14 protein-coding genes are annotated in these 20,407 nt (G+C 69.4%); 7 read left to right on the forward strand and 7 right to left on the reverse strand.

What is annotated here, in order from left to right; all coding sequences use genetic code 11:
- Positions 1–345: 345 nt before the first annotated feature.
- From cls to BKK79_RS31985, 4 genes are all read left to right on the forward strand, one after another.
- Positions 346–1,779, forward strand: a complete 1,434-nt coding sequence (gene cls / locus BKK79_RS31970) for a cardiolipin synthase (RefSeq protein WP_442873262.1) — start codon at positions 346–348, stop codon at positions 1,777–1,779.
- Between the two features lie 56 nt (positions 1,780–1,835).
- Positions 1,836–2,543: a TetR/AcrR family transcriptional regulator gene (locus BKK79_RS31975; RefSeq protein ID WP_071039856.1), complete on the forward strand. Its 708-nt coding sequence runs from the start codon at positions 1,836–1,838 to the stop codon at positions 2,541–2,543.
- A gap of 264 nt (positions 2,544–2,807) precedes the next feature.
- Positions 2,808–3,239 carry a hypothetical protein gene (locus BKK79_RS31980; protein WP_071039857.1) on the forward strand — a complete coding sequence of 144 codons (432 nt, stop codon included), beginning with the start codon at positions 2,808–2,810 and terminating at the stop codon, positions 3,237–3,239.
- A gap of 149 nt (positions 3,240–3,388) precedes the next feature.
- Complete coding sequence (locus tag BKK79_RS31985; RefSeq protein ID WP_071039858.1) at positions 3,389–4,666, forward strand: cation:proton antiporter; 1,278 nt, start codon at positions 3,389–3,391, stop codon at positions 4,664–4,666.
- A 136-nt stretch (positions 4,667–4,802) separates the two neighbouring features.
- On the opposite strand, the gene BKK79_RS31990 is transcribed toward BKK79_RS31985, so the two are convergent.
- The 4 genes from BKK79_RS31990 to BKK79_RS32005 all read right to left on the reverse strand — a co-directional run bounded on the left by BKK79_RS31990 (position 4,803) and on the right by BKK79_RS32005 (position 9,507).
- On the reverse strand, positions 4,803–5,222 hold the full coding sequence (locus BKK79_RS31990) for a hypothetical protein (protein ID WP_071020643.1): 420 nt from the start codon (positions 5,220–5,222) through the stop codon (positions 4,803–4,805).
- A 290-nt stretch (positions 5,223–5,512) separates the two neighbouring features.
- Positions 5,513–7,093: a long-chain-fatty-acid--CoA ligase gene (locus tag BKK79_RS31995; protein ID WP_071020640.1), complete on the reverse strand. Its 1,581-nt coding sequence runs from the start codon at positions 7,091–7,093 to the stop codon at positions 5,513–5,515.
- Between the two features lie 189 nt (positions 7,094–7,282).
- The gene (locus BKK79_RS32000) at positions 7,283–7,951 is read right to left on the reverse strand and encodes a DUF746 domain-containing protein (RefSeq protein ID WP_071039859.1); all 669 of its coding nucleotides are present in this window, start codon (positions 7,949–7,951) and stop codon (positions 7,283–7,285) included.
- Between the two features lie 8 nt (positions 7,952–7,959).
- Positions 7,960–9,507, reverse strand: a complete 1,548-nt coding sequence (locus tag BKK79_RS32005) for an efflux transporter outer membrane subunit (protein WP_083384564.1) — start codon at positions 9,505–9,507, stop codon at positions 7,960–7,962.
- Positions 9,508–9,672: 165 nt separating this feature from the next.
- On the opposite strand from BKK79_RS32005, the gene BKK79_RS32010 reads away from it, so the two are divergent.
- Together BKK79_RS32010 and BKK79_RS32015 are read left to right on the forward strand one after the other, a co-directional pair.
- The gene (locus BKK79_RS32010; RefSeq protein ID WP_071022658.1) at positions 9,673–10,881 is read left to right on the forward strand and encodes an efflux RND transporter periplasmic adaptor subunit; all 1,209 of its coding nucleotides are present in this window, start codon (positions 9,673–9,675) and stop codon (positions 10,879–10,881) included.
- Between the two features lie 64 nt (positions 10,882–10,945).
- Positions 10,946–14,116: an efflux RND transporter permease subunit gene (locus BKK79_RS32015; protein ID WP_071020635.1), complete on the forward strand. Its 3,171-nt coding sequence runs from the start codon at positions 10,946–10,948 to the stop codon at positions 14,114–14,116.
- A gap of 67 nt (positions 14,117–14,183) precedes the next feature.
- Here BKK79_RS32015 and BKK79_RS32020 read toward each other — a convergent pair whose 3' ends face one another.
- Complete coding sequence (locus BKK79_RS32020; protein ID WP_071020632.1) at positions 14,184–14,789, reverse strand: response regulator transcription factor; 606 nt, start codon at positions 14,787–14,789, stop codon at positions 14,184–14,186.
- 80 nt (positions 14,790–14,869) lie between these two features.
- Here BKK79_RS32020 and BKK79_RS32025 point away from each other — a divergent pair, with 80 nt between their 5' ends.
- Positions 14,870–16,507, forward strand: coding sequence for an ATP-binding protein (locus BKK79_RS32025; protein ID WP_084085443.1), 1,638 nt, complete (start codon positions 14,870–14,872; stop codon positions 16,505–16,507).
- A gap of 31 nt (positions 16,508–16,538) precedes the next feature.
- Here BKK79_RS32025 and BKK79_RS32030 read toward each other — a convergent pair whose 3' ends face one another.
- Both BKK79_RS32030 and BKK79_RS32035 read right to left on the reverse strand, forming a co-directional pair.
- Positions 16,539–17,948: a DUF2252 domain-containing protein gene (locus BKK79_RS32030; RefSeq protein WP_071040510.1), complete on the reverse strand. Its 1,410-nt coding sequence runs from the start codon at positions 17,946–17,948 to the stop codon at positions 16,539–16,541.
- 349 nt (positions 17,949–18,297) lie between these two features.
- Positions 18,298–20,388: a ParB/Srx family N-terminal domain-containing protein gene (locus tag BKK79_RS32035; RefSeq protein ID WP_071020627.1), complete on the reverse strand. Its 2,091-nt coding sequence runs from the start codon at positions 20,386–20,388 to the stop codon at positions 18,298–18,300.
- Positions 20,389–20,407 lie beyond the last annotated feature (19 nt).

Genomic DNA, 20,407 nt, shown 5'->3' on the forward strand with positions numbered 1-20,407 from the left:
CGGCGGGAGCCGGCGCATTCTCGCTGCGTCAAGCGGCCGTCAAGCGGGCTTTGTATGGTCTTGCAGTCATTGATTGAAGAACGGGCGTCTTATCCACACGAAGTGTGGATAACCCATCCGTCCAGGCGCCGCCACCCCGTTGTTTGCGTGTTTCCATCGGCGTGCGCAAAAAATGAGCAGGAGCATGCTGCAATGTGCGGTTTGGGGCTTCCCCTGGCCCCGGCGCGAGCCGGAAGCCGCTCGCGCCCGGGGGAATCCTGCCGCTGCTGCAGTGCCGTATGCGCCGCCGCCTATGCCAGAATAGCGGCATCGCCACTCTTGCTTGCGCATGCGAGATACCCGCTGATGTCCAGCCCCAGCACCATCGCGACCATCGTCCTGTGCTTGCACGGGATCGGCATGCTGGCGGCCCTGCACGCCATCATGACGGTGCGCACGGCGCCGGGGGCGATCGCCTGGGCCGGCTCGCTGGTGCTGATGCCCTACCTGGCGCTGGTTCCCTACCTGATCTTCGGGCGCAGCCGCTTCGCCGGCTACGTGAGCGCGCGGCGCTTCAACACCGACCGGCTGCGCGAGCTGACCGCCGGCATGCAGGCCGGCGAGCGCGAGGCCAGGCGCGCCAGCGTGGTGGCCGAGCCGCCGCTCGCGGCCATGCGCGCGCTGCCGGGCCTGACCGGCGTGCCCTGCCTGGCCAACAACGACGTGCGCCTGCTGATCAACGGACAGGCCGCCTTCGAGGCGATCTTCGCCGCGATCGCGCAGGCGCGCGAAGTGGTGATGGTGCAGTTCTTCATCGTGCACGACGACGGACTCGGCCGACGCCTGCTGGAGTTGCTGTGCGAGCGCGCGGCGGCCGGCGTGCAGGTCTATTTCCTCTATGACAGCATCGGCTGCCATGCGCTGCCCAGGCACTATGTGCAGGCGCTGATGGCGGCCGGCGTGCGTGCGCGCGCGTTCGCCACGCGGCGCGGTTTCGTCAATCGCTTCCAGCTCAACTTCCGCAATCACCGCAAGCTGGTCGTGGTCGACGGCGAGCAGGCCTTCACGGGGGGACTGAACGTCGGCGATGAATACCTGGGAAAGCGCCCGCCGCTGGCGCCCTGGCGCGATACCCATATCGCGGTGCGCGGTCCGGTAGTGCTCGATCTGCAGATGGCCTTCGCCGAAGACTGGTACTGGGCCGCGCGCGAGGTGCCGCGCCTGCTGCCGCCTCCGCCCGGGCCGGCCGGCGCGATGGTGTGCCAGCTCGTACCCTCCGGGCCTGCCGATCCACAGGAAACCTGCTCCCTGTTCTTCGTCGAGGCCATCCAGTCGGCCCGGCGCCGCGTGTGGATCACGACCCCGTACTTCGTGCCGGACGAGGCGGTGTTCGCGGTGCTGCGGCTGGCGGTGCTGCGCGGCGTCGACGTGCGCATCCTGATTCCGTCGCGCCCCGATCACCAGGTCGTGTACGCGGCGTCGAAGCTGTACGCCTACCAGGCCGTCCGCGCGGGCGTGAAGATCTATCGCTACCAGCCGGGCTTCCTGCACCAGAAGGTGATCCTGCTCGACGATGTGGCGGCTGCGGTCGGCAGCGCCAACCTCGACAACCGCTCGTTCCGCCTGAATTTCGAACTGATGCTGCTGACCGCCGACCGCGGCTTCGCCGCCGAGGTGGAGACGATGCTGGAAGCGGATTTCGCGCAAGCCAGGCAGATCGACAAGGAAGAGTACCAGCGCAGTCCCGCGCTGCTGCGCGTGGCCACCCACGTGGCGTCCTTGTTCGCGCCCATCCTCTGACGCGTGGGACCGGTCCGCCGGTCACCGGCCGCGGCTGCTTGTGTACACTGTCTACTATGACATCGCGCGTTCCCGCTCCGCCTTCCCGCCATCGCATCTCGGCGCCGGCCGCCACGTCGCCGCCGCGCCGCGAGACCTACCGGCATGGCGACCTGCGACGTGCCCTGCTCGAGGCCGGCGTCGAACTGGCGCGCGCAGGAGGGCCGGGCGCGGTGGTGCTGCGTGAGGCGACGCGCCGTGCCGGCGTCGTGCCGAATGCCGCCTACCGGCATTTCGCCAGCCGCGAGGCGCTGCTGGACGCCGTGCGCGCTGCCGCGCTGTCGGCCCTGGCGGTCGCGATGGAGGCCGAGCTGGCCAGGCTGCGGCGCGGCGCCGACGCCGCCGCGTTCGCGCGTGGCGGCCTGCGCGCGGTCGGCACCGGCTACCTGAAGTTCGCGCAGGCGCAGACCGGGCTGTTCCGCACCGCGTTCAGCGTGGCCGAGCCGGTGCACGAGTCCGCCACCGGTGGCCAGATGCCGGCCGATCCGGCCATGGCCGGGCGCAGCGGGCGGAATCCCTTCCAGTTGCTGGAGGCCGCGCTCGACGGGCTGGTCGAGGCCGGCGTCCTGCCGGCGGCGCGCCGGCCCGGGGCCGAGTACCTGGCGTGGTCGGCGGTGCACGGGATGGCGATGTTGCTGATCGACGGACCGCTGCGGCGGCTCGGCAAGGGCCAGACAGCGGTGCTGGGCCAGCGGCTGCTGGACATGGTGGAGCAGGGCCTGTAATCCAGTCGGCCGCAGAGGGGGAGCGCGCTGGCAAAAAAAGTGCTGCGATGCGCGATGCATCGCAGCACGTCAATGAGGCGCATCTGCCGGTGCAGGCAGATGGGGGTGTGGGCCTCAGATCGGGACACCCCGTCGGGGGGACAGGGTGCGGTAGAACTTTATTTGCAACCGCCTGCGAGTTGTTTGGGAGTAGTCCGCAAGGCTATTTGGAAGTATCTGAATGATCGGCAAACCAGCGTCAAGGGCCGCGACAGCAGGGCCGGGATGATGCGCTCACTGCTGCTGGTACCCGCCGCGGCATTGCTGCTGGGCGCCTGCGCCGGCGAGCCGGCCTTCCCGGGCGATGCCGAACGGGGCTGTCCGCGCTATCCGGCCTATGCCTCGCCCTACGCCTGCGACGGCTGGCCCTACGACGACAGCTACGTGCCCTATGCCCATCCCTATCCCTCTGGAGGGCCGATCCGGCCCTCTTATTACGACGGGCCGGGGTGGCCGGGCTTCGGTGCCTTCTCTGTCGGGGTCGACAGCCCCTTCTACGGCTATCGGTACGGCTATCCGCATGGATTCCGCTACGGTCTTTACTACGGTCGCTACTACCACGGCTACCGCGGAGGCTACGCCGACCGGCGGGGCTGGCGCGGCAGCCGCGCGGGCGCTCCGGCGGCGGGCGGCCGCTCCGGTGGACGCGGCCGCTAGCCGGCCCGCCAGGTTCTGGAGTATTCCCGCAGGGTAGATTGCGCCAATGCCTAGTCCTGAAGGGCACCGGCTTCCTACACACTCCTCCTTTTCAGTCAGGCGGCGAAGCGTTCGCCGACCTTTTTCCTTAGCATGGAGTTCATCTGCTTATGAGTGTCTTTCAAGGGACCGGTGTCCTGCTCGCCTTGATTGCCGTCTTCGGCGTCATCAACCATCGCTTCATCAAGCTGCCCGACACGCTGGGCATCACCGCCGTCGGTATCGTCGCCTGCCTGGCGGTGTCGGCATTCGGCTTCAGCCACCCGCAACTGGTGGCACAGGCGCGCGCCCTGGTGGCGCGCATCGATTTCCCCGAAGTGGTATTCCACGGCCTGCTGGGCCTGCTGCTGTTCGCGGGCGCGCTGCACGTCGACCTGTCACGGATGCGCCAGCAGCGGCGCGCCGTGCTGTTGCTGGCCACGATCGGTGTGCTGATCTCCACCCTGGCGGCGGGCGCCGGATTCTATTTTGCCGCGCAGTGGCTCGGCCATCCGATCAGCCTGCCCTGGTGCCTGGTGTTCGGCGCACTGATCTCGCCGACGGATCCCATCGCCGTGCTCAGCGTACTCAAGAAGGCGGGCGCGCCGGAAAGCCTGGAGGCCAAGATCGCCGGCGAGTCCCTGTTCAACGACGGTACCGCCGTGGTCGCCTTCCTGACGCTGCTGGGCCTGGCCACAGGCGCAAAGGAGCTTTCCGCGCCGGACGTGGCCACGGTCCTGGTGCGCGAGGTGGCGGGTGCGCTGGCGCTGGGCGCGGCGGTCGGCTACTGTGCGTCGCTGCTGTTGCGCAGCGTGGACAGCTATCCCGTGGAAATCCTCATCACGCTGGCATTGGCCATCGGCGGCTACGCCCTGGCCGAAGCCGTGCACGTGTCGGCACCGCTGGCGGTGGTCATCATGGGCCTGGTGATCGGCAACCACGGTGCGGCGACGTCGATGTCGGAGAAGACCCGCGAACACCTGTTCTCATTCTGGGGGCTGCTGGACGAGCTGCTGAACCTCGTCCTGTTCGGCCTGATCGGACTGGAAATCATCGCGCTCTCGCTGCAACAGCACATCGTCTGGCTCGGCCTGGTAGCGATTCCCGTCGTGCTGGCAGCCCGCGCCGTCAGCGTGGCCGTGCCGCTGCTGGCATTGCAGCGCTTCCGCCGCCTCAACCCGCATTCCGCCACCATCATGACCTGGGGAGGGCTGCGCGGCGGCATTTCGATCGCGCTGGCGCTTTCGCTGCCGGATTTCGACGGCCGCGAGATAGTGATCGGCGTGACCTACGTGGTGGTGGTGTTCAGCCTGCTGGTCCAGGCCACCACCTTGGGCCGCCTGGTCAGGCGCCTGGGCGCAGGGCGGGGGGCGCGCGCCGATACCGCACAGCCAGCACAGCCGGCCTAGTCGCCTGCATCAAGGGATGCGGGACCCGGGCCAGCGGAGCGACGGCTACCAGCAAGGTCACAGGTCACCGGCATCGCGCCACCTGTCCCGCATGCGAGGACGTTTCCGGCTTCACCCGGCGGCGTGCTCGCCCCGCTCAGGTGAGCTGCCGCAGCTGGCCGATGACGTTCATCAACTGCCCGTGTGCCACGATCACGCCGGATTCGTCCTGCAGCGCTTCCTGGTAGCGCTTGCAGAAGGCCGGGTCTCCGCGCTGGCTGAACAGCTTTTCGCTGGCCGCGGCGACCGCGCGGCAGGTTTCGTCGTGATGTTCCTTGCTGTCGAGTTCTTCGTCGATCTCGATGATCAGGCGCGAGAGGGGGTCGAGCCAGCGAAAGTAGGCATCCTCGGTCACGATCTGCACGAACTGCCCCGCTGGAATCGGGCCGTACAGGCGTTCATATTGACCTCGGTCATACCCGATCACTTCCTTGTGCACCTGGAGCAGCGCCGCGCGCAGGGCTCTCAGGCCTGAACGGCGATTCTCCTGGATGGCGAGGAACTGTTCGCTGGGCATGCTCTCCTCCTTTTCTGAGTGTTGCTAAGCGGATCCCGATGTCGTGCCGGACACTTCCAGCCAGTGCTCGGACGCGCTTGCCAGTATAGGCAGAGGCTATCGGTCCAGCCAGCGGCCAGCCCTAGCGAGTTTCCCGCATGCGGTTTGTCCCGATTGGCGCTGCGGGGCGGCTGGCGCTTGAGGAGGCGAGGGCCAGCGAAGGGCGGCCGCCGGATCACGCGCGGCTTGCGTGCCGGCCGCGCTACCCGGGGGCGGGCGGCGGGCGCCGGACGGCCCCGCCTGCACTTGGCTCAGGCTGCCTGCGCAGCCGCTTGCAGCAGGTGCTTCTGGATCTTGCCGCTGGTGGTCTTGGGCAATGCCGCGACGAAGTGGTAGCGGCGCGGGCGCTTGTAGGCGGCCAGCCGGTCGCCGTGGACGAGGAAGCGGTCAAGCGTGGCGGCGTCGACCGCGGCGCCGTCGCGCGGCACCACGTAGGCGCTGACGACCTGGCCCCAGACCGCATCGGCCTCGCCCCGCACGGCGACCTCGAGCACGTCGCCGTGCTCGATCAGCGCATCTTCCACTTCGCGCGGATAGACGTTCTCGGCGCCGGAATTGATCATGTGGTCGATGCGGTCGCGGATCCACAGGTAGCCGTCGCCATCGAGCACGCCGACGTCGCCGGTGTGGTACCAGCCATGGGCCAGCGCGCGCGCGTTGGCTTCGGGCCGGTTCAGGTAGCCGCGCATCATGCAGGGGCCGCGCACCAGGATCTCGCCCGCCTCGCCCGGGGCGCAGGCGTCGGCGGGATCGGTCGGGGCGCCATCGTCGCGCAGCCGCGCCACCACCAGGTCGTGGTTCAGCGCGGGGGTGCCCGCCGAGCCGGGGTGGCTCAACTGCTCGTGCGGATAGAGCACCGACATGCAGGGGCCCATCTCGGTGGTGCCGTAGACCTGGATCAACTGTGCGCCGACGAGCCGGTCCCATTCGCGCACCAGGTGCGGGGCCATCGACGCGCCGCCGTACTCGACCAGGCGCAGCGAGGCGAGGTCGCGTGCCGGCAGGTCGGGATGGTTGAGCAGCATGCCCACCATGGTGGGCGCCGCGAAGAAATGCGTGACGCGCTCGCTCTCGATCAGGTGCAGGGCCTCGGCGGCGTCGAAGCGCCGCTGCAGGACCTGGGTGGCGCCGACCTGCAGCCGCGGCAGGAAGCTGGTGTGCAGTTCGGCGGTATGGTTCAGCGGTGCCACGGACAGGCCGACGTCCTCGCGCGACAGGCGCATGGCCTGGTGCATCAGCGCGTTGTGCGCCAGCTTGCTGCGGTGGGTATGGAGCACGCCCTTGGGCCGGCCGGTGGTGCCGCTGGTGTACATGAGGATGCAGTCATCGTCCTCGTCCACCGCGATGCCAGGTGCCGTGGCGGGGCGGCCCGCGGCGAGGGCTGACAGGCGCGACGTGGCGAAAGCCGGCGCCGCATCCTCGTCCGCATAGATCCAGTGCGTGGTCGCGGGCGCCAGCGTGGCGGCCTTTTCCGCCACGTTGGCGCCCTCCGCTTCGAACAGCAGGGCCTTGGCGCCGCCATCCGCCAGGATGAAGGCGAGTTCCTGCGCGGCGAGCCGGTAGTTGACCGGATTGAAGACCGCGCCGATGCGCGCCGCTGCCAGCAGGCTGAAGACGAAGGCGGGGGTGTTGTAGAGGAAGGCAGCGACGACGTCGCCCTTGCCGATGCCCAGCGACAGCAGGCCGTGTGCGTGCCGGTTGACCTCCGCATCGAGTTCGGCGAAGGTCCAGGCACGGCGCTGCGCGCCATGCCCGTAGACGAGAGCGGTCTTGCCCGGCAGGTAGCGCGCGGGCCAGGCGAGGGTGTCGCCCAGGGTCTGGCTGTGCTTCAAGTCTTGTCTCCGGCTCGCCGGCAGCGATGTCTGCCGGGCAAAGCCGAAAACTATAAGGCGCGCCGCGCCGCAGGGGAAAGAACCTTTGGAAGTTTGCTTATGCCGGAAACGGCATATTTGCCGGCGACCGGGATCTCCCAGGCATCCGGGCCATCCGGGCCATCCGGGCCATCCGGGCCGCCCGCGCGCCTAGCGCGCGCTGTCGCACTGCGGGCAGACGCGCAGCAGCAGCGGGCCCTCCAGGCCGAGTTCGCCATCCTGGGGCAGGGGGCGTGCCTCGCCTCCGGCACCGGCCAGCATGCAGCGGCAACCGGCCGGACGCGGTTCCAGGCGGCGCGGCGTGCCTGCCGGCACGACCGCATAGTGGACGCCGAGCTGTACCCGGCGTTCCCACTGGCCGCTCGGGTCGAGCATCAGCAGCCACTGGCGGATCTGCGTCGACCAGTGCGCCACCGTTTCCGCCTTCACTTCGAGTTGCCGGGCCGCTTCCGCCAGCGACATGCTGCGCGCCAGCAGCGGGAAGATCTGCGCGAAGCGATCGACATGCCGCAGCCGGGCCAGCGGCGTGGCGCTCAGCCGGGTGAAGCGCCGCCGGCAATGGCGGCAGCGGAACTGGGGCAGTTCGTCGCCGCTCGGCGCGCAGGCATGGGCATCGTCCGCGCCGCAGTGCGGGCAGGCCGGCGCGATCGCCGCCTCGCTGCGCAGCACCTGCCAGGCGGCCTCGAGATAGGCGGCCAGCTCCGCATCGCCGCGGTTGCGGTTGCCGCTGCTCACGTGCATCAGGCTCGTCGGGCGCGGCTGCGCGCCGGCGGTGGACGCGAGGCCGGTGCCGGTGCGGAGGGCGGAGTGCTGGCGCATGGATGGAATCATGGTTGGCTTGTCTTGGCGCCGCTGTCTCCGGCGGCGATGGAAGAGGTGTCGCCGTGCCACCAGCCGCCACCCAGGGCGAGGTAGAGCGCGGCGGTATCGGCGAAGCGGCTGGCGCGCGCTTGCACGGTGGCCTGCACGGTGGTCTGGTAGGCCTGCTCGGCGTTGAGCAGCGCGAGCACGTTGATCTGTCCGAGTTCCAGTTGCCTGCTGGTGATGTCGAGCGTGCGGTTCGCCGCTTGTTCGGACTTCAGGGCCGCCTGCAGCACCAGCGCGTCGGCGTCCAGCGCATGCAGGGTGTCGGCCACGTTCTGGAAGGCAACCACCACGGTCTCGCGGTACTGCGCTTCGGCCTGGGCCATGGCGGCATCGGCAGCGCGCTTGCGCGCCAGCAGCGTGCCGCCGGCGAACAGTGTCTGGGTCGCGCTGCCGGCCAGGCTCCAGAACACGTTGCCGTCGTTGAACATCTGGCTGAACACGGTCGAGCTGCCGCCCAGGCTGCCGGTCAGCGTCAGCTGGGGCAGCATGTTCGCGATCGCCACGCCGACCTGCGCGGTCGCCGCATGCAGGTTGGCTTCGGCGGCACGCACGTCGGGGCGCTGGTGCACCAGTTGCGACGGCAGCGAGACAGGGAGTTCGCGCGGCAACTGGAAGTCGGCGAAGGTGAAGGTGTCCTCCGGGCCTTCGGCGGGCAGCTTGCCGGTCAGGGCGGCAAGCTGGTCGCGCTGCAGCGCGAGCTGCTTGCGCAGCGTGGGCAGCGCCTGCTCGGCCTGCGCCAGCTGGGTCTGCGCCGCCGCGACGTCGAGGCCGCTGGCCGCGCCCAGACCTTGCTGGCGCTGGAGATTGTCGAACAGGCGGGTATTGATCTCGACGATGCGCTCCTGTGCGTGGATCTGGGCGCGCAGGCCCGCTTCCTGGATCGCGGCCACGACCAGGCTCGAGGCCAGCGTCAGGTAGGTCGCCTCCACCTGGCAGCGCTGCGCTTCCTCGCTGGCGCGCAGCGATTCGACCTGGCGGCGGTTCAGGCCGAACACGTCGGGGGCATAGCTGATCGCCAGCTGCGCGGTGTGGAGGGTGAAGTATTCGTCGCCGGAAGTCAGCGTCGGCGAGATCGTGCCGACCGCGTTGCGCTGGCGGCTGGGCGAGTACGAGGCTTGCAGGGTTGGGAAGAAGGCCCCTTGCTGTGCCTTCACGTTCTCGTGCGCCTGCCTCAGTGCCGCTTGCGCCGCGGCCACCGTCGGGCTGGCCTGGAAGGCATCTTCGATCAGGCGGTCCAGCTTGGGCGACTGGAACAGCTGCCACCACTGGCGCGGAATGTCCATGCCGGCGACAAAGCGCTGGGCTTCGCCGCCCACGGTTGCTGCCGCGGCAGTCTGCGCCGGCAGCGGGGCCGGCGTGTAGCCGGCCGTGGCCGGTGCAGCAGGCGTCTTGAAATCCGGGCCGAAGGCGCAGGCCGAGAGCAGCGCACAGCCCGCGGCGGCGGCGGCCAGGGTGCTGCGTTGCCACCGGAATGGCCCGGTCTGCGGCGTGCGGTTGGGGAGAGACATCGATACGGCCTGCAGGCGTCCGGCTGGAATGTGCAGCGATTCTAGGAGCGATCCCCCAGGCCGAATACTGTGATTCGTCACAGTCCTGTGATTCCTCACAGTAGACTGCCCCCCATTGGTGCAAGCATGATGCGGGCAAATTTGCGCTATCTGTGGGGGTCCGCCGTGCCAATCGATGTCAAATCCGCCGCCATCGGGGCGACGGCCGCCGCTGTCGTGGTGGGAGGACTGGTGTTAGGCCTGTCCGGGCACACGCAGCCGACAGCCCTCTACGGCCCGCCTGCGGGCGGGCCCGCTTCGGCGCCGGCCGCGACCGTGCGCGGTGCGCAGGAAGTCACGCTCAACCAGGGGCAGATGCAGCACGTCAAGGTGGCCCCGGTGGAGGAGCGCGATTTCGCCAACCGGCGCGAGGCCATCGGCAACGTCGACTTCAACGAGGAGCGGTCGGTCCAGGTGTTCCCCACCAACCAGGGCAGGATCCGGCGCGCGTTTGCCAGGATCGGCGAAGACGTGCGCAAGGGCCAGCCCCTGTTCGAGATCGACAGTCCCGACCTGGTGCAGGCGGAATCCACGCTGATCTCCACGGCCGGCACGCGCGAGCTCACCACGCGCGCGCTGCAGCGCGCGCGCGGGCTGCTGGAGATCCAGGGTAACGCGCAGAAGGACGTGGACCAGGCCGTTGCCGATCAGCAGACGGCGGACGCCGCCTACAAGGCCGCGCGCAATGCGGTCGCCATCTTCGGCAAGAGCGAGGCCGAGATGGACCGCATGATCAAGGAGCGCCGCACCGATCCCGTCCTGACCGTGACCAGCCCCATCGATGGGCGCGTCACCGCGCGCAACGCCCAGCCCGGACTGCTGGTGCAGCCGGGCAGCAGCACCGCGCCTTATACCGTGTCCGACCTGTCGACCATGTGGATGCAGGCCTTCGTGCCCGAGACCGACAGCCCGCTGCTGCGCGTCGGCCAGCCGGTCAAGGTCAAGGTGATGGCCTTCCCCGGGCGCGTGTTCGACGGCAAGGTCACTTCGATCGGTGCCACCGTCGATGCCGGCACGCACCGCGTGCTGGTGCGCTCCGAGATCCAGGATCCGCACCACGAACTGCGCCCCGGCATGTTCACCTCGTTCGAGATCCGCACCGGCGAGCCGATCCGATCGCCCGCGCTGACGGTGGACGGCGTGGTGCGGGAAGGGGACGGCACCATGACCGCCTGGGTCACCGCGGACCGCAAGCGCTTCACGCGCCGCGTGGTGAAGATCGGCCTGATGCAGGACGACGTGATCCAGATCGTCGACGGCCTGCGGCCGGGCGAGCTGGCCGCCACCGAGGGCGCGCTCTTCATCAGCAACGCCGCCGCCATGTCCGGCACCTGAGCCGGCGATGCGCACCGAATCCATCCATACCCGATGAGCATCGAGCTGAACAAGAGGTAAATCCGTGCTGAGTGCCCTTCTCAAGCTGTCGCTGACTCGCCGGCCGCTGATCCTGCTGTTCCTGCTGGTGTTCGCCGGCGCCGGCCTGTTCGCCTTTTCCAAGCTGAACATCGAGGCCTATCCCAATCCCGCGCCGGTGATCCTGGAGATCACGGCGCAGGCGCCGGGCCTGTCGGCCGAGGAGATGGAGCGCTACTACACGGTGCCGATGGAAGTCGGGCTGGCGGCCACGCCCGGCGTCGAGAGCATCCGCTCGACATCCTTCTACGGCCTGTCCTTCGTGCGCGTGACGTTCAAGTACGGCATCGACTACTACTTCGCCTACACGCAGGCGGCGCTGGCGCTGCAGCAGAACGTCAGCCTGCCCAACAACGTGCAGCCGCAGATCCAGTCCTCCAGCCTGGTCGGCGAGATCTACCGCTACCAGCTCAAGGGGCCGCCGCACTTCGGCCTGACCAACCTGCGCACGCTGCAGGACTGGGTGCTGCAGCGCCGCTTGAAGACCGTGCCGGGCGTGATGCAGGTGGTGAGCTGGGGCGGCACCACCAAGGAATACGACGTCGATGCCGACCTGCACAAGCTGGAGGCCTACAACGTCACGCTGCCGCAGATCGTCACCGCGCTGGGCAATGCCAACGCCAATGTCGGCGGGCGCACCATCAACTTCGGCCAGCAGTCGGTCAATATCCGCGGCGTCGGCCTGATCCAGGATGTGTCCGACATCGAGAACATCGTGCTGACGCAGAGCAACGGCGTGCCGGTGCTGATCAAGGACGTGGCCAGGGTCAAGGTCGGTTTCACGCCGCGCCTGGGCCGCTCGGGGCGCGACAACGAGGATGATGTGGTGACGGCCGTGGTGGTGATGAACCGCACCCTGCAGACCAACGAGGTGGTGGCCCGCGTCAAGGCCGAGATCGACAAGATCAACAGCGACGGCACGCTGCCGGCGGGCGTCAGGATCGATCCCTACTACGACCGATCCTCCCTGGTGGCGGTGACCACGCACACCGTGCTGCACAGCCTGCTGTTCGGCTGCCTGCTGGTGTTCTTCATCCAGTGGGTCTTCCTCGGCGACCTGCGCAGCGCCATCATCGTCAGCGTCAATATCCCCTTCGCGCTGTTCTTCAGCATCATGATCCTGGTGCTGGTGGGGGAGTCGGCCAACCTGCTCTCGGTGGGGGCGGTCGACTTCGGCATCATCGTCGACTCCTCGGTGATCCTGGTCGAGAACGTGTTCCGCAACCTGCAGATGCCGGCCGCCGAGCAGGCGCGGCTGCTGGCCAGCCGCGAGGCTCGCGTGCTCGGCATGCGCGTGCCGGAGCGCATGCGCATGATCTTCGTCAGCGCGCTGCAGGTCGACAAGGCCGTGTTCTTCTCGGCCGCCATCACGGTGGCCGCCTTCGTGCCGCTGTTCACCATGCAGGGCGTGGAAGGACAGATCTTCGGCCCGATGGCGCGCACCTACGGCTACGCATTGCTGGGCGCGCTGATCGCCACCTTCACCGTGACGCCGGTGCTGTGCAGCTACCTGCTGCCCAAGGACATCGAGGAGAAGGAAACCTGGCTGGTGCGTGCGCTCCACCGCGTCTACGCGCCGACGCTGAAGTGGTCGCTGTCGAACAAGCGCTTCGCCGTGGTCGTCGGCGCCTGCGTGCTGGTGCTGACCGGCGTGCTGATGTCGCGCCTGGGGACCGAGTTCCTGCCGGCGCTGGAGGAAGGCAACCTGTGGATCCGCGCGACCATGCCGCCGACGGCCTCGCTGGAGGCAGGGGTCCAGCCGGTGGCGCGCATGCGCCAGATCCTGCTGCGCCACCCGGAGGTGGCCACGGTGGTGTCCCAGCATGGCCGCCCCGATGACGGCAGCGATGCCGCGGGCTTCTTCAATGCGGAGTTCTTCGTGCCGCTGAAGCCGTTCGACCAGTGGCCCGCCGGCATGACCAAGGAAAAACTGGTGGCGCAGGTGCAGAAGGAGTTCAACGATGAGTTCGCCGGCATCGCGCTGAACTTCTCGCAGTACATCCAGGACAACGTCGAGGAAGGGCTGTCCGGCGTCAAGGGCGCCAACTCGGTCAAGATCGTCGGGCGGGATCTCGACACGCTGGAGCGCCTGGCCGACCAGGTCGAGCGCGAGATGTCGCAGGTCAAGGGCGTGACCGACCTCGGTGTGTTCCGCGTGATGGGCCAGCCCAACCTGAACATCCGCATCCGCCGCGACGCGGCGGCGCGCTACGGCTTGAACACCGGGGACGTCAACACCGTGATCCAGGCGGCGCTGGGCGGCACGCAGGCGACCACCGTGCTGGAAGGCGACCGGCAGTTCGCGCTGACGGTGCGCCTGGCGCCGGAGTATCGCAACAACATCGATGCCATCCGCAACCTCAAGGTGGCCTACCAGACCTCGGGCGGCGGCAATGCCTATATCCCGCTGAGCGAACTGGCCGACATCACGCTGGACACCGGCGCTTCGTACATCTTCCACGAGCGCAACCAGCGCTTCATCCCGGTCAAGTTCAGCGTGCGCGGGCGCGACCTGGGCGGTACCGTGGCCGAGGCGCAGGCGCGCATCGCGCGCAACGTCAAGCTGCCGGAAGGCTATCGCATCGACTGGGCCGGCGAGTTCGAGGAACTGGAGCAGGCCAAGCAGCGCCTGGAGGTGATCGTGCCGATCAGCATCCTGATGATCCTGGTGCTGCTGTACGGCCTGTTCAACTCGCTGCGCGACAGCCTGATGGCGCTGGCCGGCATCCCTTTCGCCATCGCCGGGGGCGTGGCCGCGCTGTTCCTGACCGGGCTGGACTTCAGCATCTCGGCGGCGATCGGCTTCGTCTCGCTGTTCGGCGTCTCGGTGATGGACGGCATCCTGATGATCACCTACTACAACGACCTGCGCGGCCAGGGCATGCCGTCGGGCGGAGCGATGTTCCATGCCGCGCAGCACCGCATGCGGCCGATGCTGATGACGGCCCTGTCGGCCTGTATCGGCCTGTTCCCGGCGGCCATTTCCACCGGCATCGGCAGCCAGGTGCAGCGGCCGCTGGCGACGGTGGTGGTGGGCGGCATGCTGGTCGGGCCGATCATGCTGCTGGTGATCGTGCCGGCGCTGCGCATGGTCTTCCTCGGCAAGGATGCGCAGCCCGACGGCGAGGGCGGCGCGGCTGCGGAATCGGGGGTGTAGCGGCGGGTGCGCAGCGCCTGGCGGCGGCGCGCGGCCGCCGTCGCCTGCCGCCGCCAGAGCCCGATCCTCAGGGTTTGATGATGCCGGCCGAGGCGGCCTTGACCACCGCCTCGATGCGGGTGGCGACGCCGAGCTTCTCGCGCGCGTTGTCGATGTGGAAGTCCACCGTGCGCTTGGACAGGCCGAGGATGGTGGCGATCTCGCCCGAGGTCTTGCCGCGCGCGGACCACACCAGGGCCTCGATCTCGCGCTCGCTCAAGTGGACCGCGGGCAGCGCGGGGCGCTGGCGCGCGACGCGCGCCAGCCGCGTCTCGACGATGCTGGCGAGGATGTCGAAGTCCACCGGCTTGGTGACATAGTCGTCGGCGCCCAGCCGGCGCCCCTTCAATTCCGCCTCGCGCTGGGCCAGCGCGGTCAGGAAGATGAAGGGCATGTCGGCGAAGCGCGGCGCCAGCGCGGTCACCCGCTCCAGCAACTCGAAGCCGGTCATCACTGGCATACTCACGTCGCAGAGCACCAGGTCGGGGGCGTCGCGCAGGATGGCGGCCAGGCCTTGCTGGCCGTCGTGGGCGATGTCGACGGCGAAGCCGCGGTCGACCAGTTCTTCCGCGATCAGGTCGGCGGTCTCGGGATCGTCCTCGATGCAGAGGATCTTGCGCCGCGCGGCGTTCATGGCAGTCTCCGCGGCGGGCGGGCCGGGGCGGCCCGCGCGCCGGCCCGGTGCGGGCAGGCAGGTTTCATCATGCGTATCTTATGAAGCATCCGAGTCAGGCGTCCATTACGGCGCCAGCCAAGCCGCAGCGGCCCGTGGCGCGCCGGCGCGCGGGCATACCGGCGTTGCGCCCGATCCGGGTACGGCTGTCGCTGGTGTTCGTGCTGTTCCTGTTGCTGGTGGCCGGGGTGGGCGTGTTCAGCATCGACCGGCTGGCGAGCTTCCACAGCGTTTCGGCCCAGATCAGCGGGCGCTGGCTGCAGAGCAACCGTATTCTAGGGGATCTGAACAACTACATCTCGGATTTCCGCGGCAGCGAGGGCGACCTGCTGATCGCCAGCACACGCGCCGACCTGCACGCCGCGGAACAGGAGATCGCCCGCCTGGACGATATCGTGGAGGGCGGCGAGGCGCGCTACAGCCGCCTGGAACACGATCCGGCCGAGCTGGCGCTGTTCCAGCAGTTCACGCAGGAGTGGGCCACCTACCGGCAGGCCGCCTTGCGCGTCAGCGCGCTGGTGCGCAGCGGCGACATGCCCGGCGCCATCCAGCTATACCACGGCGATTCGCGCCGCGCCTTCAGCGCCGCCAACGGCACCCTGTCGGTGCTGACCGAGCGCAATGTGACGGGGGCGGCCGAGGCCACCGAACGCGAGGCACAGGCCTACGAGGAAGCACGCCGGCTGATCGCTGGCGCCATCCTGATCTCGCTGTGCCTGGCGGTGGCGGCGGTGGCCTATATCGTCGGCGCGGTGTCGACGCCGATCGCGCGCCTGGTCGAGCGCATGCACCGCATCTCGGATAACGACCCCGACGTGGACATTCCCGGCGCCCAGCGCCAGGACGAGATCGGCGACATCGCCCGCGCGGTGGTGCGCTTTCGCGACAATACCCGCGAACTCGAGCGCAGCAAGGCGGTGCTGGCGGCGCAGACCGCCAGGCTGGAGCAGACCCTGGCCAACGAGCGCCGCATGGCCGAGCTGCAGCGCAATTTCGTCTCGATGGCATCACACGAATTCCGCACGCCCCTGAATGTGATCGACGGCCATGCGCAGCGCCTGCTGCGCATGCGCGAGCCGCTCTCGGCCGAGGCGCTGGCGGAGCGCTGCGGCAAGATCCGCGGAGCCGTGCAGCGCATGACCAGCCTGATCGACCGCCTGCTGGATTCGTCGCAGCTGATGGACAGCGTGGCCATGGCGGCACCGCAGAGCGAAGACTTCGCCTTGCCGCAGCTGCTGCATGAGGTCTGCGAGATGCATCGTGACAGCTCGCCCAGCGCGCAGCTGGAAGAGGCCTTCGACGCCGCCGCCGCCGAGTACGTGCACGGCGATCCGCGCCTGCTGTTCCAGGCCTTCAGCAACCTGGTCGGCAACGCGGTCAAGTACTCGCCGGCGCGGTCGCCGGTGCGGATTGCCATCGAGAGCCGCAAGGACGCCCTCGCCGTGTCGGTCGAGGACCAGGGTATCGGCATCCCGGAGAACGATGTGGCCCACCTGTTCGAGCGCTATGTGCGCGGCGCCAACGTGGCCGGCACCGTGGGCGCGGGCGTCGGGCTCTACCTGGTCAAGCTGGTGGTCGACCTGCACCATGGCGAGGTAGCGGTGGACAGCCGCGAGGGGCACGGATCGCGTTTCACCGTGGTGCTGCCGCGCGTGGCGCCGCCGCGCCGCATGCCGTAGCCGCGCGGGGCGGGCCGCCGGCGCGCGGCGCTCAGACGCGGAAGTCGGCGATCATGTCCTCGTCGGTGCGCGCCTCCAGCCGCCCTGAGCGGCACGCGGCGGCAAAGGCGTCGTAATCGCGCTCGACCTGGTCGGCATAGCTCGCGGCATATTTCAGCAGGGCCTCGACGAAGCGGTCGCTGCGGCCCATGTAGGCGGCGATCTCGATGGCCTTGCCGCCCGCCTTGGCGTGGGCGCGCGCCAGGCTCCAGCCGCACAGGTTGGCGTAGCCTTCCAGCACGTCGAGATCGAACAGCTCGATGTCTGCCGACAGCTTCATGTCGCGCAGCTGGCGGAAGTAGAAATGCCGTCCGGTCGGCCCGGTCGACCAGCCGAGGAAGATGTCGCTGGCCGCCTGCAGCACGCGCTGGCCGAGCACCACCCGCTGTCCCTCGTGGGCCGCCGCCTTGCCCGACAGGCTGCGCCGGATCACCGACGGGCTGGCTTCCTTGATCTGCAGGAACATGGGCTTGCCCAGGTCGTCCGTCATCAACAGCACCAGGCAGCGCGTGCCGACACTGCCGACACCGACCACCTTGAAGGCGAGGTCGTGCGCGCGGAAGTGGCTGAGCAGCGCGCGCCGGTCGTGTGCGAGCGTCTTCAGGTAGCGCGCGAACATCTGCCCGGCCAGTTCCTGCCAGTTGTCCAGCCGCAGCCAGCCGTCGTCGGCGTCGAACAGGGAGTTCACGCCGTGCACGTGGAACATCGCCGGCGGCATCTCGCGGATGGTCCAGGTGCCGTCACGCAGCTCCGCCATCTTTTCCAGCATGGTGTCGTGCGTGCGCGTGGCCGCGCGTTCCATGCCATGGCGGATCGCGCGGCGCCGCTCGGGGGTGAGCGCGGTCTCTAGCATGCGCTCGAAGGTGATGCGGTCGTACCAGAGTTCGAGCGCGCTGTATTCGGCATAGCGGCGCATGCGCGCCTGGTACTGGCGCACCACGGCCTCGACCATCGCCTCGGCGGTGCCGCGGCTCAGGCGCAGGTGGCGCGCCGCCAGGATAAAGCTGACCGCCAGCCGCTTCAGGTCCCATTCCCACGGGCCCTCGTCGGCCTCGTCGAAGTCGTTCAGATCGAATACCAGCTGGCGCTCGGGCGTGGCGAAGCCGCCGAAGTTCAGCAGGTGGGCGTCGCCGCAGATCGGCATGACCATGCCGGTGCCGGGCAGGCGGCCGAGATCATGGGCCTGGAGGATGGCGCTGCCGCGGAAGAAGGCGAAGGGCGAGGCCAGCATGCGGCCGTAGCGCAGCGGTACCAGGCGGGGCACGCGACCCGCGCTGCTCTGTTCGAGCAGGGCGATGGCGTCACGCTCGGGCTTGCCGGCCTCGGCGTGGGCGGAGCGTTTCATGTACTCGCGTACGGCGCGCCCGGCCGCCGCACGGTTTGCCGGCGAGGTCTGCGCCATCATGCGCCGCTCTCCGTCACGCAGGCGGACGCAGCGGGTCCGGGGCGGGACCGGCGTGAAGGAAATGTCCTGGTTGCAGCTGGATACCGCATCGCTTTCTCCTGGCGGGCGCCAGGCGCGGCGCCGCGGTGGCGCGCGTCCCCGGCCGCGGCGGGACGGATTCTGTCCATGCGACAGGAGCATAGCAGTCAAGCGCGTGTGTGGAGAGGGCTTTTGCATCTCCCTGCCCGCATCTCCCCGCCGGCCCGCGAGGGGCAGGGAAATGGATCGCCCGGCCCGGCGGGGCACGGGCCCCGCTTGCGGAGGGAGCCCGCGCTTGCCGGCTCCCTGCCGGCCGCCGGTGCGCTGGCTAGTGCAGGCCGAGACGATAGCTCACGGCGTAAGGCAGCTTGCCCGGCTTGGCGCTGCCGACGGGCTGCGACAGGGCGGTGAACTCGGTCTCGTTGAAGGCATCGAGCCGGCCCAGTTCGGCGGCGGTCTTGCCGTTGCTGACCACCGCGCCCGGCGCCAGCGCCACCATGGCCGTGGCGGCGGCACGCACCGCCGACAGGTAGCTGGCGTTGTCGTCCAGGTTGTAGCCGGACAGCTTGACCTGCCGGCGCAGCCAGTCGCCCCAGTAGAACTCGGTGAACTCGGTGGCGCCCGCCAGCTGCTGGTAGCCGATGTCGCGCGTGAAATAGACCAGGGAGCGGTAGCGGTCATTGCCCAGGCCGTTGCCGAAGCCCAGGCCGGCCGGCAGCTGGACCGGCGTGATGGCGCGGTTGTCGGCATCCTTGAGCCACACCAGCTTGCGGGCGCGCAGCGTGCGGAAGAAGGCGCCGCGGCTCAGGGTCGACAGGTTGTCCTGCACCTTGATCCACATCCTGGCCTTGCTGCCGCCATCCGCGCTTTCCCACACGCTGCTGAAGGTGTGGTGGCCATCGGTCAGGTAGGGCACGCCGCCGGGGCCCACCACCAGCGTCTTCATGTCCTCGGGCTTGGTGCCGACGTCCTTGGTGCAGGTGAAGGAAGACAGGTCGTCCAGGCGGGCGGTGGCCAGCGGCGCGCTCTTGCTCTTGTTCTGCCCGTTGGCCTCGCAGGCGTCGTCGAATTTCTTGACGGGGTCGGCCGCGTAGCGGCCCAGCTTGTAGTAGATCTGGTCGTAGCCGATCGCCGGCTGGGTCGGGCGCAGGTCGCCCAGCGTCACCTTGATGATGTCGTTGGCCTTGGCACCAAGGTAGGCGGAATTGCCGGCCTCGGCCGGCATCGGCGTGCAGACCCCCATCAGCTGGCGCGTGCCGCCCTCGACCTGGCGCAGCTGGTAGGCGAGCCGGGCGTTGACCGGCAGCAGGGCGAGGGTAGCTTGCCGGGCCTGCCCGTCGACCGTGAGCGGCCAACTGCCCGCGATCAGGCCATTGGCGTTGCCGCCGGCGGCGGCGTTGTAGCGCAGCGCGACATCGGCGGCGAGGTTGTCGGCGGCCAGGGTGGTGCCGCCGACGGAGACGATGTTGCGCGCAGTGCGGCCGGTCGTTGCACCGGCGCTGTCGAGTTCCGGCTCGGCGCACAGCCAGTCGCCGTCGATGGCCTGGGTGCCTAAGGCCTGCGTGGCTTGCAGCAGCCAGCTGCCGTTGCGGGCGGTGCCGTTGCTCTCGCGCGAGGCTTCGTCGACCACCAGCGTGGCCTGTCCTGCCTTGGCGCCTTCGGCGCGTGCCACGAACAGGCGTCCGACCGCCTTGCCGGAGAGCGACAGGGCAAAGGCGCCGGGGTAGCGCGCCTGGTCCGCGTCGGCGGCCAGCTTGCCGCTCTCGCCGCCGCTGCAAGCGTCGGCATAGGCCTGGCCCGGGCAGTAGCGCACGGCGCCGTCGCTGCCGATGCGCAGCTGGCCGGCGGCGGCGAGGGTGCCGGCCTGGCGCAGGAAGTTGTAGGTGCCGGCGATGTCGGCGAGCTGGGCGCCGCGGTTGGCGGCGCTGAGATGGCCTTGCAGCAGGCTGCCGTCGCCGGCGGCGACGTTGGGAACCTGGCCCAGGGCGCCCGACAGCACGCCATCCTGCAGGGTGAAGGTGAAGGTGACCGCGGCGGCGGCCTGGGCCAGCGCGGCGGGCGCGCCGGCACCGGCCGTGAACTGGCCGGCTCGGTAGCCGTTGCCGGCGGCCGCGTAATCGGCGACCAGGCTGCCGGCCAGGCCGAACTGCGAGTCGAGGAAGCGCAGTGTCAGCTTGCCGGCGGCGGGCTGGCCGAGTTCGACCGAAACCGTATCGCCGAAGCCGATCGCGCCCACATAGAGCTGGCCGCCGGCCAGCGGCGCCACCGCCGCGGGCGTGCTGGTGCCGGGCGTGCCGCCCCCGTTGCTGCCGCCATTGCCGCCGCTGCCGGCGACCGGCGCAGCGTCGTCGCCACCGCCGCAGCCGGCGATCAGCGCGGCCGCCAGGCCGCAGGCGATGGTCCTCGAATGCCCCTTCATGTTCTTCCCCGTTCCTTTT

This window comes from Cupriavidus sp. USMAA2-4, assembly GCF_001854305.1.
Taxonomy (GTDB): Bacteria; Pseudomonadota; Gammaproteobacteria; order Burkholderiales; family Burkholderiaceae; genus Cupriavidus; species Cupriavidus malaysiensis.